Source organism: Psychrobacter sp. DWR1-2-3 (assembly GCF_049896465.1).
Lineage (GTDB): Bacteria > Pseudomonadota > Gammaproteobacteria > Pseudomonadales > Moraxellaceae > Psychrobacter > Psychrobacter maritimus.
Map to the genome: position 1 here is coordinate 63,418 of NZ_JAFCUJ010000004.1, position 15,415 is coordinate 78,832.

General features: G+C 41.8%; 13 protein-coding genes. 11 read left to right on the forward strand and 2 right to left on the reverse strand.

All coding sequences use genetic code 11. From position 1 onward, the window contains the following. Positions 1 to 81 precede the first annotated feature (81 nt). The 4 genes from ACP7AA_RS08870 to ACP7AA_RS08885 all read left to right on the forward strand — a co-directional run bounded on the left by ACP7AA_RS08870 (position 82) and on the right by ACP7AA_RS08885 (position 4,924). Positions 82 to 1,146 carry an NUDIX hydrolase gene (locus tag ACP7AA_RS08870; RefSeq protein WP_426223316.1) on the forward strand — a complete coding sequence of 355 codons (1,065 nt, stop codon included), beginning with the start codon at positions 82 to 84 and terminating at the stop codon, positions 1,144 to 1,146. Between the two features lie 203 nt (positions 1,147 to 1,349). Then, positions 1,350 to 2,210, forward strand: coding sequence for a carboxylating nicotinate-nucleotide diphosphorylase (gene nadC / locus ACP7AA_RS08875; protein ID WP_426223317.1), 861 nt, complete (start codon positions 1,350 to 1,352; stop codon positions 2,208 to 2,210). 249 nt (positions 2,211 to 2,459) lie between these two features. After that, on the forward strand, positions 2,460 to 3,101 hold the full coding sequence (locus ACP7AA_RS08880) for a MarC family protein (RefSeq protein ID WP_201562505.1): 642 nt from the start codon (positions 2,460 to 2,462) through the stop codon (positions 3,099 to 3,101). A gap of 440 nt (positions 3,102 to 3,541) precedes the next feature. Further along, a complete protein-coding gene (locus tag ACP7AA_RS08885; RefSeq protein WP_426223318.1) occupies positions 3,542 to 4,924 on the forward strand; it encodes an NAD(P)-binding domain-containing protein in 1,383 nt (460 codons plus the stop codon). A gap of 90 nt (positions 4,925 to 5,014) precedes the next feature. On the opposite strand, the gene ACP7AA_RS08890 is transcribed toward ACP7AA_RS08885, so the two are convergent. Continuing rightward, positions 5,015 to 5,617 (reverse strand): LysE/ArgO family amino acid transporter, encoded by a 603-nt coding sequence (locus tag ACP7AA_RS08890; RefSeq protein WP_426223319.1) that lies wholly within the window; start codon positions 5,615 to 5,617, stop codon positions 5,015 to 5,017. 209 nt (positions 5,618 to 5,826) lie between these two features. Here ACP7AA_RS08890 and ACP7AA_RS08895 point away from each other — a divergent pair, with 209 nt between their 5' ends. From ACP7AA_RS08895 to ACP7AA_RS08905, 3 genes are all read left to right on the forward strand, one after another. Continuing rightward, the gene (locus tag ACP7AA_RS08895; RefSeq protein WP_426223320.1) at positions 5,827 to 6,582 is read left to right on the forward strand and encodes a hypothetical protein; all 756 of its coding nucleotides are present in this window, start codon (positions 5,827 to 5,829) and stop codon (positions 6,580 to 6,582) included. 250 nt (positions 6,583 to 6,832) lie between these two features. Continuing rightward, positions 6,833 to 7,528: a hypothetical protein gene (locus tag ACP7AA_RS08900; protein ID WP_426223321.1), complete on the forward strand. Its 696-nt coding sequence runs from the start codon at positions 6,833 to 6,835 to the stop codon at positions 7,526 to 7,528. A 37-nt stretch (positions 7,529 to 7,565) separates the two neighbouring features. After that, complete coding sequence (locus tag ACP7AA_RS08905; protein ID WP_426223322.1) at positions 7,566 to 8,117, forward strand: hypothetical protein; 552 nt, start codon at positions 7,566 to 7,568, stop codon at positions 8,115 to 8,117. 126 nt (positions 8,118 to 8,243) lie between these two features. Here ACP7AA_RS08905 and rluB read toward each other — a convergent pair whose 3' ends face one another. Continuing rightward, positions 8,244 to 9,170 carry a 23S rRNA pseudouridine(2605) synthase RluB gene (gene rluB, locus ACP7AA_RS08910; protein ID WP_201562495.1) on the reverse strand — a complete coding sequence of 309 codons (927 nt, stop codon included), beginning with the start codon at positions 9,168 to 9,170 and terminating at the stop codon, positions 8,244 to 8,246. A gap of 365 nt (positions 9,171 to 9,535) precedes the next feature. Here rluB and ACP7AA_RS08915 point away from each other — a divergent pair, with 365 nt between their 5' ends. Genes ACP7AA_RS08915 through ACP7AA_RS08930 form a run of 4 tightly spaced genes read left to right on the forward strand, consistent with a single transcriptional unit; the run spans position 9,536 to position 15,415 of the window. Beyond that, the gene (locus ACP7AA_RS08915) at positions 9,536 to 10,642 is read left to right on the forward strand and encodes a polysaccharide biosynthesis/export family protein (protein WP_426223323.1); all 1,107 of its coding nucleotides are present in this window, start codon (positions 9,536 to 9,538) and stop codon (positions 10,640 to 10,642) included. A gap of 19 nt (positions 10,643 to 10,661) precedes the next feature. After that, positions 10,662 to 11,093 (forward strand): low molecular weight protein-tyrosine-phosphatase, encoded by a 432-nt coding sequence (locus ACP7AA_RS08920; protein WP_426223324.1) that lies wholly within the window; start codon positions 10,662 to 10,664, stop codon positions 11,091 to 11,093. 45 nt (positions 11,094 to 11,138) lie between these two features. Then, positions 11,139 to 13,403, forward strand: coding sequence for a polysaccharide biosynthesis tyrosine autokinase (locus tag ACP7AA_RS08925; RefSeq protein ID WP_426223325.1), 2,265 nt, complete (start codon positions 11,139 to 11,141; stop codon positions 13,401 to 13,403). Between the two features lie 50 nt (positions 13,404 to 13,453). Next, positions 13,454 to 15,415 carry a polysaccharide biosynthesis protein gene (locus tag ACP7AA_RS08930; protein WP_426223326.1) on the forward strand — a complete coding sequence of 654 codons (1,962 nt, stop codon included), beginning with the start codon at positions 13,454 to 13,456 and terminating at the stop codon, positions 15,413 to 15,415.

Sequence of the window (15,415 nt, forward strand, 5' to 3'; positions counted from 1 at the left end):
CTATACTAAGCCGTGTTATAAAAGTCAGAATTTGTAGCTTTTTCACTGCATTCTTCAAGATAAAGGATATTTACTAAAGCCATGACGTTGTCTTACTCACATGCACATCAACAGGGTAGTGGCACCACAGAAGTGGTCGCCGTGTTGGTGGCGATTACTGAGCATACCGCTCGGGTCTTAACCGTTGATCAAGGTAAGCTATTGCCCAATGGGCCGTTGATGCCATTGCACCGCTCGTTGCAAGCTGGCGTGCGCCAGTGGGTTGAAGAACAGACACAGCAGCCGCTCGGTTATTTAGAGCAGCTATATACCTTTGTCGATACCAATAGACGCAATGTCGATGGCCATGCGTTGGTGTATGTCAGCTACTTGGGATTGGTGCAAGAGACGCAAACGCAGCAGCTACAGAGCCAAGCTCTATGGCGAGATTGGTATGATTATTTTCCTTGGGAAAATCACTTACAGGGTAAGCCAAGTATCATCATGGATTTTATTGTGCCAGCACTATTAGAGTGGGCGAATGATACAACAGATGCCATCGTTCAGCAGCGTCGTCGTCAGCGCATTGGCTTGTGCTGGGGATTGAGTGAAGCGTTCTTAGCGGGTAATTATTTTGGGAATTGCGAAAATAAAAATGCTGGTATTGATACAGCGAGTGATAACAATCACGACAGTCGAGAGTGGGTTGCCGAACACGTACTGCTACGCTATGAGATGCTATATGAAGCGGGGCTGATCCCTGAAGCGCCGACCTATCCACCCAGTTATTCAGCCAATGCTCAGACCAGAGCTTTACCTGAAAATTGGTCGCAGCTGATAGGTGCGCCTATGTATTATGACCATCGCCGCGTGATTGCTACCGCCATTTCACGTCTGCGCGCCAAGATTGAATATCGACCGCTTATCTTTGGCTTGATGCCAGATGTTTTCACCTTATCGCAATTACAGCAAAGCGTTGAGGCGTTGTCAGGCGTGCGCTTGCATAAGCAAAACTTCCGTCGTTTGCTAGACTCACAAAACCTTGTGATGGAGACAGGGCAGAGTAGTAGCGCCCAACGCGGTCGCCCTGCCAAGCTCTATCGCTTTCGCCACGACATTGAGCTACAAAGCTTGCTGATGGACAGTAAATTGCCCAAACGCAAATAGTGCCAATATTATTAATGCCTGCATAACGCTTCCCCCATTAGGTTTAAATATAAATTGTTAAATAAATAAAATAACGCCCTTTTCTTGCGAGGCTAGGCGCTTTACGTTATATTTATGCTCATTTTGAGCTTAATAAAATAAAGCTCGGATTAATAATGCGCATTTACCATGTAAAAGCCATCACACAAAAATAAGGGTAAAATATGACAGTTAAACAAGAGCCAGCATTGGATGAAGTATTACTTAAGCCCTTAGTGGAAGCCGCTTTAACTGAGGATTTGGGTAGACGTGGTGATGTGACGTCGCAAGCAACCATCCCAGCTACTATGCAAGCACAACTACACATCAAAGCGCGCCAAGCAGGTGTGATTTGCGGTATGGATTTAGCACGTTTGTCTTTTGCTTTGGTTGATGCGCAGATAGAGTTCGCTGCTCAGATTATTGATGGTGAAACGGTTGCAGCGGGTACGGTATTGGCGATTGTCAGCGGCAATGCGCGTCATCTTTTGACAGCGGAACGTACCGCTCTAAACTTTATGACCCATCTCAGTGGTATTGCAACGGCAACACGGCAGATTGTCGATAGTGTGGCAGAGTATCCCGCGCAAATTACCTGTACGCGTAAGACTATTCCAGGTCTACGTACGGTACAGAAATATGCGGTACGCTGTGGCGGTGGGCGCAATCATCGTTTAGGATTAGACGATGCGATTTTAATCAAAGACAATCATATTGCCATTGCAGGTGATATAAATACTGCGATTAAGCAAGCGCAAGACTTTGCAGGTCACCTGATTCCTATTGAGATTGAAGTCGATACGTTAGAGCAATTAGAGCAAGCCTTAGAGGCTGGCGTGAGCTTGGTTCTTTTAGATAATATGTCACCCGAGACATTATCGAAAGCGGTTACCATGTGCAAAGGTCGCGCCAAGACCGAGGCATCAGGAGGTATCACCCCTGAAACCGTGCAAGCCGTAGCAGAGACAGGTGTTGATTTTATTGCGATGGGTTATTTGACTCATAGCACAATGGCGCTAGATATCGGGCTTGATTTTAGCGCCTAACGTCAGCGCTTAGTCTGAGTTTATATCCGCTTTTATAGGTTAAATCTCGGACTAATAGTCTATTAAAAGGGCAGATTTGTATGGATATCCTATGGATTTGGTAAGGCGTAGGGATTAAGCGAAGTTAATGATTTAATTGGTTTATCTGCCTGTGCTACAATGCCGCTGCTACCGACTATAAGGTCATCGTACACGCGCACGACGACCTTATCTTTTGCCTGAATTGCCCAATAGATAAGCGAGCGCTTAGTGAATACTGAAATCATCAAGATAATCTTAGCCTTTATGGTATTGATTAATCCCTTTAGCGCTTTGACCTTATTTTTGGATTTGACCCGCGGTTATTCAATGAATAATCGACGAAAAGTGGCACGTGTTGCTTGTTTAACCATTTTTATCACCATCAGTTTTTTTACCGTAGCAGGCGAGACGTTACTTAAATTGCTTGGTATCTCGATTGGTTCGTTCCAGTTGGCAGGTGGTATTTTGGTGTTTTTGATTGCCCTAAATATGATGAATGGTGATGGTAACCCTGTTAAGCCTGACCAAGAAAACTTCGATGTAGAGTATGACAAACATGCTGCACCCAGTACTGCATCTGCTGTCGTGCCATTGGCCATTCCTATGATGATTGGACCGGGTGGTATCTCAACAGTAATTATTTACTCATCGCAAGTTTCCGGTATGTTGCAAGTCTCTGCTATTTTGATTGCGGGTTTGTTTATCAGTTTATTCTGTTATTTAGCCTTGATGGCGGCAGGTCGCATCAGTCGTCTATTGGGTGATACTGGGCTAAACATCATGAGCCGAATCATGGGTATGCTCCTAGCCGCTGTCTCTATCGAGATTATCGTGAATGCCTTACGTACACTATTTCCTGATTTAGTCTAGAGCGTCTCCTCAATTCAATTGATGGGCATCTAAATGGTCTAAAAATGGCTAAATTCTGCCAAACTTCGTCAAATAGCTGGGTAATATCTCGATATTAACTACACTATTTTCCTTGTTTGGCTACAATTTATCTCATTATTATCACCATTTTTAAAATGAGGACACGCCCTAATTAATTCCTAAGTGCTCATTGCTTTTATCTGCCTTTTTAATAACGGCTATTACAAGCTATATTCTATCAAAATTATAGCCTAGCACTCGCCAAAAGATAGCATTCATCAAAAACCTCCTGTCTACTTCCTAAAAGATATCTCCTAAGCAAATTTTAAAATTAATTGCTGATTTTAATACCTACGATCAATTACCAAAAGTATTAGCAAAAAACGTCAATTATGAAATTATGTTATAATAGGGGTACGATAATTTCATAGGAGTTAGTTTTGAGTAAGAAAAGGATTGCTATTTTAGGTGCAGGTCCAAGTGGTTTGGCGCAGTTGCGTGCTTTTGAAGCAGCTCGTTTGGCTGGCGCAAAAAACTTGCCTGAGATAGTTTGTTATGAAAAGCAAAACGCTATCGGCGGCATGTGGAATTATAGCTGGCGCACAGGTTTAGATAGAAACGGTGAGCCTGTCCACGGTAGTATGTATCGCTATTTATGGTCAAATGGCCCTAAAGAGTGTTTAGAGTTTGCCGATTATTCGTTCGATGAGCATTTTGGTGAACCCATCCCATCATATCCACCACGTGAAGTCCTAAAAGACTACATTATGGGTCGTATCGATAAGCAAGATATTCAAAAATACATCCGCTTTGAGTGCCCTGTACGTTGGGTATCATTTGATGATGAAACGCAAAAATTCACCGTGACGGTGATGAATCATAAAACCGATGAGCAAGAAGTGGAAGAGTTTGATTATGTCGTGGTTGCGACCGGTCATTTCTCAACGCCAAACATGCCATACTTTGAAGGTTTAGAAGCGTTCCCCGGTCGTATTCTACACGCTCATGATTTCCGTGATGCACTAGAATTTAAAGACGAAGATATCTTACTTATCGGTAGCAGTTATTCTGCCGAAGACATTGGCACGCAGTGCTACAAATATGGCACCAAATCAGTCACCATTAGCTATCGCACACAAGCGCTAGGTTATGACTGGCCAGAAGGTATTAAAGAAGTGCCATTAGTAACGCATTTTGAAGATGATGTGGCACATTTTGCTGATGGTACGAGCCAAAGCTTTGACGCCATCATCATGTGTACGGGTTATTTGTTCCACTTCCCATTTATGCCAGATGAGCTACGTTTGCAGACGCATAACTGCTTATACCCAGCCAACTTATATAAAGGTATTTTTTGGCAGCCGAATCCAAAGCTGATTTATTTAGGCATGCAGGATCAGTACTTCACCTTTAATATGTTTGATGCGCAAGCGTGGTATGCACGTGATGTGATGCTGGGCGATATCGAATTGCCTGATTTGGCGACTCGTGAAGCCGATGAGCAAAAGTGGTTGGCGACTTATGCTAAGTGCGCAACGGTCAGTGATTCTATTGATTTTCAGGCTGCTTATATCCGTGACTTGACCAATGGCACCGATTACCCAGAGTTCGCGGTAGAAGAGCAGGGCGAAATCTTAAAGGAATGGCAAAAAGATAAAGCTGAGAATATCATGACCTTTAGAGAAAAGGCCTATCGTTCTACTTTAACTGGAACGTTATCTCCTGAACTACCAGAGCCATGGTTAGATATTCTTGATGATTCGCTAGAGCATTTTTTAAACTTAACCTTTGTTAAGCCTAAAAAGCGCAAAAAAGCGTCCTAATAAGAAGTCATTAATTCAAACGAAAAAACCAAACACGTAATGTGTTTGGTTTTTTCGTTTTGATAAGCTATGTTTATTTCTTACGCTTCATTAACTTTGATATAGATGCCAAGCCAAATACAGCATTAAAATACCGACCAAAGCATCGAGTATATTCCACGCTTTTGGTTTGGCAAATAAGGGTCGAAGTAATCGCGCACCATAACCAAGCGCAAAAAAGAAAAAGAACGAGGCGCTTACCGCACCAGCGGCAAATACGACTTTGCTAGTTGCGCCTGTTGAAACCATGCCGACGAGCACCAATGTATCTAGATAGACGTGCGGATTGAGCCAAGTAAAGCCAAAGCATAATAACAGTGCTTTTTTTAAACTGGTGACGACTTGACCATCGACGGTAAGCGCATGCGATACGCGTACACTGGCGTATAAGCTTTGCAGTCCATAGCCAAGTAAAAACAAGACGCCTGCAAATTTAGCAATGTTTACGACTTGCGGATAACGTGCCGTCACTGCGCCAAAACCGCCAACGCCAGCAGAGATTAAAATCGCATCACTGACCGCGCAAAATAAGCAGACGAAAAATATGTGCTCGCGTTTCAGTCCTTGTTTGAGGACAAAGGCATTTTGTGAGCCGATGGCAATGATGAGCGATAGCCCAAGCAAGAAGCCAGAAATATAGTCGGGAGCATTCATAATAGTGCGCTTATGATTTTAAGGTTTGGTGTTTTTAGGGTTTTGTCTTTCACATGATTTGGGAGGTTGCGATGTGAGAATCTTGACATTTTGCTTACTGGCAGCGCCGTAAAAAGCTGTTAAGATACGCTATTGAATAAATCAATGCAATATGAATAAACGCAGTACGAGCAAAATATGAATGCACTGGAAGAGAGGCAGAAGCGGTCATGGTCGTAAGTTTGGCAAGAATGCTACAGTCCTTTGGGCAAGCTCAAGACCTGCCAACACTCGCGGCTAAAAATGCTCAGAAAATGGCAAGTAGTGATGATAGTACGTCTAATGATAAAGCAGCCGATAATGAGCAGACTCAAGCGAGCAGCAAACGTTCTACGCTTACGCCGCCTGAGCGTGCCGACCGTATTTGTGCTGCGTTAGCACAAGTAAATGATATCCGCTCGGCAACGCCATTGACCGATCGCTATTTAGCCAATCGTGCTCAGATGCGCCCAACCAATCGCCCTCCTTTTGACCCTGATACGTTATGGTATCTCAAACATGGACGCTGTCCGATTATGACTGAGCTTGTTGATGTGGTCGATGAGGCCACCCTAAATGCCATGCCTATTGAGGCTATTGCGATACTAGATAGGATTAATGGTAAGTTAAAGCGCTACCGTGAGTGGAGTAGCGAGCTCAATGCTGAGCAACAGCAGCAACATAATGAGCGCCAGTTTGTTATTGATAAGCTGGTGTCTGAAAGTATTCCAGAAGCGCTACACCATTATGAACAGCTGCAACGCTTTAGTCCGCACCGTACCAAAAACAATATGGTGCAAGGTAAAATGACCGCAGGCGATATGTTGACCGATTTGTTTTTAGAGATTGATTATGAGCTTGATGAATTACTAGATGAGCTCCACCAAACGGTGATGAATAAACTGGCTTCAACGCACCGTTATGTTAAAAGCCGAACCCAAAGCTAGTTGTTGCTTGCTTTTTAATTATGGGCTTTTACTCATGGGCTTTCACTCATGAACTTTGAATTGGCGTTATAAAAGTAATATAAATCAGCATGATTAAACACAATCGATTCAATGTATAACAATATAGGGCTTTAATAGAGCCTTATTTTTTTGTTTAATGATAACTATCGATTTTTACTTAGAATAATACGTTTATTAAGAATAATAAGAAATTTGCCAAGCAATTTTGCTAAGCAATAAGGACAACCTAATGACCCAATTGACTGCGATGTTCGTAATGTTTGTTTTATATGGCGTGCTGCCAGCCGCTGGGTTGTACCTAGGATATCGTGGTATCAAAAAAGTGACGGCGCCCAAAATGCTTGAGTATAAAGCGATGCCGCAGTTGGGCTATATTCCCGAAAAAAGCTTGCCAGTTGAGGTCAAAACCGCCCTTGACCAAATCAATGACAAAGGCGAAAAGCTGCGCGTTATTTATGGCGATACCAATAATGATGGCAAAATTGATGATAAAGATACCGTCAACGAAACCTATGTCATGATTCAAAACTTAATGGACAGGCATGTGCCACTTGCCGTAGCAGACTATCGCCGCTTGCATGACTTAGATGTGGGTGACGGCGCGCTTGCCGACAGCACTAAAATTAAGCACTCCAATGTCACTGGTAAAGAAGCATTGTTAGATGTGTTAAGTACGATTAATAGCCAGTTTGATGATTTGCTTAATGCTTCCTATCATCAAGATGGGCAAAAGCTACTTGCAACCAACCGATACTTACAAAAACGTTTTAACAATCCTACCGTTAATGCGGATATTCAGGGACTTAATAATAATGCCGATAGTACCATTATTAATCATAGCAATAGAGAAATCGAAGCGCTTGAAATTCCAACTGATGCAAGCGGCAAAAGCGCGAATACGAATGTTAAAGATATTAAACTGTAATTATCCAATCGTATGAGCTAAAAAAGGTTAGGCATATATGAGTGTTTTAATAGGCGTTGGCATTGTGACGATAGTCACTACCATTTATTTAGGTAGAAAAGGCTGGCACGCATTGCATAAAATGGTCGGCATTACCCCAGGTGTGCTTACGTATCAAGATAATAATACGCCATTGGCACTATCTTCAGTAAATTGGCAGCAGCTAACTTTAAATAAAAAGCACCTGAAAGTATTGCCAGATAATCACCTACGTCAACTACAACGTATCGATGAAAAGGTCAGCAGCTATCAATCTTATCAAAAAACACTACAAGCTCAGAATAAAACGCCTGCGGTCACAGAACAGCATTTTGTGTTAAATAAAATGTTGCATACCCGTTTACCTGAAATGCTGGTCAGTCATTATCAGCTAGTAAATATAAATAATAATGAGTTGAATCAGCAAAAAAAAGCTGAAGCCAGTGACTTATTGCAACAGGTCTTAGATAATATCGAACAACGTTTAGACAGACTGTTAGAACAAATGGCTACGCAGCAGTTGCAGGAATTACGAGTCATGAAGAGCTATATTAATAGCCATGATAGCTAAGCTTTGGGGTAATAACGTTATTAAGAAAACGCATAAAAAAGCGGTCAATGAATGAATCATTGACCGCTTTTTTTATTAACTACTTCAAATTTATAAAAAATTCAAAGTAAGGTTAAATTAGTCCGATTAACGCTTGTTGTTACGGTCACGGGTATTACGCGTACCGCGACTGGCAGGACTAGCACTGCTCTTAGGTTTTGCGCTGCTAGGACGGCTATCGCTACGAGTGTCCGTACGACGTGCTTTAAGCGGCTTGTTTTTAATACGTTCTTGCTTCTCTTTAGCTGCACCATGCAGACCTGTACCGTGACGGGGGCGTAAGCTCACCAAATCCGTCAAGGTATTGATGTCTTTTTTATCAAGCTCTAAGAAACGACCGGTACGTAGCTCTTTTGGTAAGATAATCGTACCGTAACGTGTACGCAGCAGACGGCTAACTTTAAGACCTTGCGACTCAAACAAACGACGTACTTCGCGGTTACGACCTTCTTTTAGCTTGACGTGATACCATTTATTGACGCCTTCACCGCCGCCTTCTTTAATATCTTCAAACTGCGCCATGCCATCTTCTAACATGACGCCAGACGTTAACGTACGAGCGATATCTGGTGTCACTTCACCAAGCACGCGCACTGCATATTCACGAGTCACTTCGCTAGACGGATGCATTAAGCGATGCGCCATTTCGCCATCATTGGTAAATAATAGCAGACCAGTCGAGTTAATATCCAAGCGACCAACCATTACCCAACGGTCATGAGTTAGCTTTGGCAACCGCTCAAAGACTGTTGGACGGCCTTCTGGATCATTGGCAGAGCACACTTCGCCCTCAGGCTTGTAATAGGCTAAAACGCGACGACGCTTTTCATTTTCGGCAGTGTATTTGATCTGACGACCATCAACACGAATCTCATCGCCTTGTTCGACACGGTCGCCGATAGTCGCAGGACCATTATTAACGGTTACGCGGCCTGCTTTGATCACTTCTTCCATCTGACGACGTGAACCAAGTCCCATACGGGCGAGGGCTTTTTGGAGTTTTTCATCTTTCATAACGATATCCTTGAGTCGGTGGGTTTACATTTCTCAATGTATAAATTTGGACTGACTATTATACGCTATTTATCAAAGCTATGTTTAAGAGAAATTTTTTAAGGCTATCATTATTGGTAATAAGCCATGCTTTATTAGATAGTTATGAGTTTAAACAAGGTCTCTATATCTGGCGAAAGCGAATATAAATTGATTGTTACTCTTACGTAATTTTTGCCAAAAACAGCCCATTATTATTCAATATTTAACCACCTATGTTATTATGGCTTTGTTTTTTTGTAGCTAATATAGCCCTTTAGTATAGTTGTCTTAATTGGTTTAATCGGTAGACGCTACTTATACCTATGATTTATAAAGGTTTTTCTATGTTTTTCAATTCATCAAAGTTATTAAGTGTAGCGTGTCTACTCATGATTAGCCTAGTGTCAGGCTGCTCTAGCATCAATTCGGGCCTACAATCTGGCGACTTACCACCTAGTGGATCGTTCTTGGCTGCGAGTGGTATACAGTTCAATGTTCAACCTTTAAGTCTAGCAACGCTGCCACCTAAAAAAACTATAGCTCCTAGTAGTGATTTAGCACGTTTGATAAAGACATCTGGTCGAGTGGATTATCGTATCTCTGAAGGGGATATTTTGGGTATTACTTTAGTAGGGTATCCAGAGATTGCACCTCCTTTAACAAACAGTAGTAATACTGCTAACCCTTATGCATTAGGTTTTCCCGTTGACCAACAGGGTTTCGTGCAATTTCCACTAATTGGGCGTATCAAAGCCAGTGGTATGAGCGTGCCGCAATTTACCGCTAATTTACAAAGACAGCTTCAGCGTTATCTTAAGTATTCAGATCCGCAGGTTAAAATCGTTAACTATCGTGGCAATAATTTTTTTATTGACGGTGAAGTAAAACAGCCTGGCGAATTTGCTATTGCTGATGTACCAGTGTCGCTATATGGTGCGATTTCTATGGCAGGCGGTGCTACTCCTACGGGTGATTCAAACAATGTCGTGTTGAATCGTAACGGGGTTAGCTACAATATTGGATTACAGTCGCTCAGACAAATGGGTGCTTCTGCAAATCAGATTTATTTGCAAGATGGTGATTCTATTCATGTGAACAGCCAAGATCGTAATAAGGTGTATGTTCTAGGGGAGTTTGGACAAGTAGAGCCTGTACCTATCTTAGAGCAAGGTATTAGCTTAGCGCAGGTCTTGGGGGAGTCTAAAGGGCTCAATTCCAGTACGGCAAATGCTGCTAAAATATATGTGGTCCGTGATAATCTGAATACGAGAGCGACGGATATTTACTATGTAGATATGCAGACCATTACTAGCTTTGCGCTTGCCAATCGTTTTGAGATGCAGCCTAATGATATCGTTTATGTTGATCCAACTGGCTTGACGCGTTGGAATCGTGTTATTAGCTCTATTCTACCTTCCACATCAGCCATCAGAGCGCTCTCAGGCTTATAGATAATAGGTGATAACAGTTATGGCGTTTGATAATATTTTAGTCGTATGTGTTGGTAATATTTGTCGCAGTCCCATGGCAGAAGCATTATTAAAACAGCGTTATCCACATAAGAATATTGATTCTGCAGGTGTTGGTGCTTTAGTCGGTCACCCTGCCGACCCTGCTGCGTTAGAGATCATGACAGCGCAACAGCTTGATATCACTAAGCATGTCGCGAAACAGCTTGACGAAAATTTGGCTAAAAAGGCGGACATTATTTTTACCATGTCAGATGGTCAAACGAAATGGATTGAAGAACGTTGGCCATTTTGTCGCGGCAAAACCTTTAAGCTTGGTCATTGGAAAAATAAAGACATTGCCGACCCTTATAAGCATGAAATGAGTGCTTTTAAAACAGCATATCAAGATATTGTTGAGAGCCTAGAACAGTGGGCCGATAAAGTTAGCTAAATAGCTGCCATTAAACGACTAACCTTAAGTGATGAACATACAGTTATGAATACAGATTCAAAGAATTTATCAAACTCTGCTTCTAAAGAAGATAATGACGAAATTGATCTTATGGCGCTGCTGTTTGCCATTTTGCGTGGCTGGAAAGTCATCGTATTTTTCGCTGTATTGGGCTTGGTAATAGGAGTGTTATATAGCAGATATGTCAATCCTACCTTTAAGTCAGACGCACTTATTCAAATTGAGGAAAACTCTAAAGGGGTTGCTGCCTTAGGGGCAGATATTTCTGAGCTAATTGGTTCAGAAGTTAGTAAAGCTCAAGCAGAGGCAGAGCTGATAAGGTCGCGTATGATCTTAGAGCCTGTGGTCAATTTATTGCATCTACGTATCCAACTGTCTGATCCTAATATTGGTGCTTTAGATAGAATAAAAAGTAATAGTACGGATACTCAGATCAATAAACCGGAAGGTGTCTCTCTTAAAACTGAGGATGGTGAAGTACAAGTCAGTCAGTTTAATGTTTCGCGAGAGTATCTAAATCAACCATTTACCTTAACGCGCTCTGCGACAGGGTTTGTGTTAAGTAATGGTTTTGATGATTTCAAAGGTCAGATAGGTAAAGCTCATCAATTCAAAGGGACGGATGGTCAGATTCAAATCACAGTCAACGACCTGCCAGCTGATGGATATCCGATTAATATTACCAAGCAATCGCTTCAAATAACGACTGAGCAGATTAATAGTGCATTATCCGTGGTTGAAAAAGGCAAGCAGACAGGCATTATTCAGTTGTCTATGACAGGTGCCAATCAGCAGCAGACCAGTTTGATATTAAAACAAATCGTTTTATCTTATATTGATCAAAACCAGTCGCGTGGCTCTGAAGAGACCACGAAAACGATTAGCTTTATGGAAACTCAGATTCCAACCTTAAAGAAAAAACTGGAAGACTCTGAAGCCATATTCAATGAGTTCCGTAAGAAATATGGCACTATTGACGTAGGTAAAGAGGCAGAGCTGTTATTGACAGAAAACTCTCAAATCGATGCTCAGCTTAATGAGTTAAAGCTCAAAAAAGCGGATCTTACGACTTACTACACGGAAGAGCATCCATTGGTTATCCAAATCAATGAGCAGCTTGCAGTACTTAACGATAGAAAAAATGAGATAGACGATACGATTGCGGGCTTACCTGAGATACAAAGAGAGTTTTTACAACTGTCAGCTGACAGTACGATTAACAGAGAGATTTATTTAACTCTACTCAAAAACTATGAACAGCTAAAAATCGTTAAAGCGGGTCAAATTGGTTTCGCACGTATTATTGATCTGCCTATTAGTACCTATCGAGCAATTGCACCTAAAAAATTGCAAATTATAATCTTGGCTATGTTGTTAGGAGCCATGCTTGGAACGATGCTCGTACTGCTTAAGAACATGCTTAGAAATGTGGTCAAAGATCCTGAACGTATTGAAGCTAAAACAGGTGTTCCTGTGGTAGCGACAATCCCACGCTCTCCACTATTAACAAGACTGCGTAGAAACAAGAAAGCGCCTAACAGATTGCTGGCTTACGTAGATAATAATAGTCTGAGCTATGAAGCTATTAAGAGCTTAAGAACGAACTTGATGTTTGGTATGCCAGTGCAGGGTCGAGCAGGTCAACGAGCCAAAGTTATCCTCATCACGGGTGAAAGCCCTGGTGTTGGTAAATCCTTTATTTCTTCTAACTTAACTGAGGTATTTGCCCAGTTAGATAAACAGGTTCTTATTATAGATGCCGATATGCGCTTGGGCGAGCTGCATAAGACGTTTAGTATGAGCCAAGATAATGGTTTGGCAGATTATCTATCACAAGATACGTCTCATTTATCAAAAGATAATTCTGAAGTATCAAAAGTTGTTGCTACTCAAGATGCTAATAGTTTGGCAAGCTTTATCCATCCGACTGGTATAGATAATATCGATTTTATGCCACGCGGTCAGCATCCACGTAACCCAGCATCACTATTGGCTAATGGCAGTTTTGATCATTTAATGACAGAACTAAACCTGCATTATGATTATATTATTATTGACTCACCACCTATCTTAGCGGCCTCTGATGCCATGATACTAGCGCAGCACGCTGATAAAGTGTTGATGGTCACAAGATATGATGACTCGATAGAAGGGCAGTTGGTTTATGCGGTCAATCAGATGAATAAAGCCAATATTAAAGTTGATGGCATTATTCTCAACGATGTACAACAAGGGATTATGAGCAAATATAGTTATCACTATAGTTATGCTTATGGTAACAATAATTAATTATTTTTAGAGTTTTACCTAAATTAATATCCTTTAAGTAGTTGAGTGTTATGTTTATAAAGTCAGAAACTAAAAGTGCGTATCAGTTACTGAATGATAAAAGCGGCTGGTTACAACGTATAGCAGAATACTTGTTGTCGTTACCTCGTGGTGTCAAGCGGGGAATCTTGCTTAGTATAGACTTTGCGCTGTCATTGATTTGTTTGTTTTTAGCCTTGTCTTTACGCTATGGCTATCTTGGCAATCACATTGGTCTATTGGCACTATGCTTTTATGCCATTATCCCTATCATAGGGTTGTATGCGATAGGGTTTTATAGAGGGGTGGCTAGGGGTTTCTTTGATGCCGTTATGGCAAATGTCTCACAGCTGTTTTTTTTGCTGATTGTGTTGTATGAAGTCGTTCTATTTATTGACTTCTTTCCCACCATGCCGCGCTCAGCCCCTATCATATTCTTATTTCTATTCTTTATATGGTTGTGGAATAGCAGACTGACTATCCGTGAGTTTCTAACGCGCCTACAAGGCAAGAGCCAACAACGCACTAAAAATGAGGATGGTTATGAGAATGTCGTTATTTATGGTGCGGGAGAGGCGGGTCGCGACCTATTAGAAGGCTTAAGAAACTCGCATAAATATAATGTTGTGGCCTATATTGACGATGATCCTCAGCTTACCGGTGCTTATTTACTCGGCAAAAAGATTTATGCTGCTGATGAGTTAGTAGGCTTGATTGATGAGCTAGATGTTGCACAGGTGTTTTTGGCCATTCCTTCTATCAGTCGCGCGCAAAAACGCCAGATTATAGATAAGCTCTCAGGCATTGCCATAAAAATAAAAGAATTGCCAAGTTTAGAGGAAATCGCTGACGAAAAAGTAACCGTCAGTAGCATGCGCAAAGTAGATATCTTGGACGTGTTAGACAGACAGACTGTTGAACCTGATGCAAAATTGCTGCAGATGAATATCAAGGGTAAGTGCGTGTTAGTCACTGGTGCTGGTGGCTCCATCGGTAGTGAATTGTGCCGTCAAGTAATTAAGAACCAGCCTAAATGTCTTGTACTTTATGAGTTGTCTGAATTTGCGCTTTATAGTATCCATCAAGAGCTAACCATAAAACAAGCTAATACCCCAGCGTATCAAGATATTAAAATCGTTGCGATCATTGGTAACGTCACCAATGAATCGAACCTGCTTAGAATACTGAATCTCTATAATATACAGACGGTTTATCATGCTGCTGCCTATAAACATGTACCTATGGTTGAACACAATCCGTTTGAAGGCGTCATTAATAATACTAAAGGTACTTATCATTGTGCCCGAGCTGCGATTGCAGCAAATGTAGAGACCTTTGTCCTTATCTCTACTGATAAGGCGGTAAGACCGACCAATGTGATGGGTGCTTCTAAGCGTTTGGCAGAGTTGGTTTGCCAAGCGCTAAGCCAGACGGATAGCCAGACCTGTATTAGTATGGTGCGTTTTGGTAATGTTCTAGGCTCGTCAGGCTCTGTTGTACCGTTATTTACCAAGCAGATAGAACAAGGTAAGCCGATTACGGTCACCCATCCTGATGTGACCCGTTACTTTATGACGATTCCAGAGGCGGCAAACTTAGTCATCCAAGCGGGTGCGATGGCATCAGGTGGTGAAGTATTTGTGCTTGATATGGGCGAGCCGGTCAAAATAGTTGATTTGGCTCAGCGAATGATTCATTTAAGTGGTTTTGATATTAAAGATGCCGCCCATCCTGAGGGTGATATCGAAGTCATCTTTACGGGTCTTAGAGATGGAGAAAAGCTTTATGAAGAGCTCATCATCGGTGAAGATAATGTCGAATCCACTGATCACCCTCTTATCATGCAAGCAATTGAGCATAGCTTCCCATTAGATGAGCTGGAATCGATATTGTTTGAGCTGACTGAAAAACAAAAACAATTCGATGTCCCTTGGCTAAAACAAAAGTTTAAGCAGTTTGTAGCAGGTTATCAAGAAGGCTCTAAAGCTGCATAA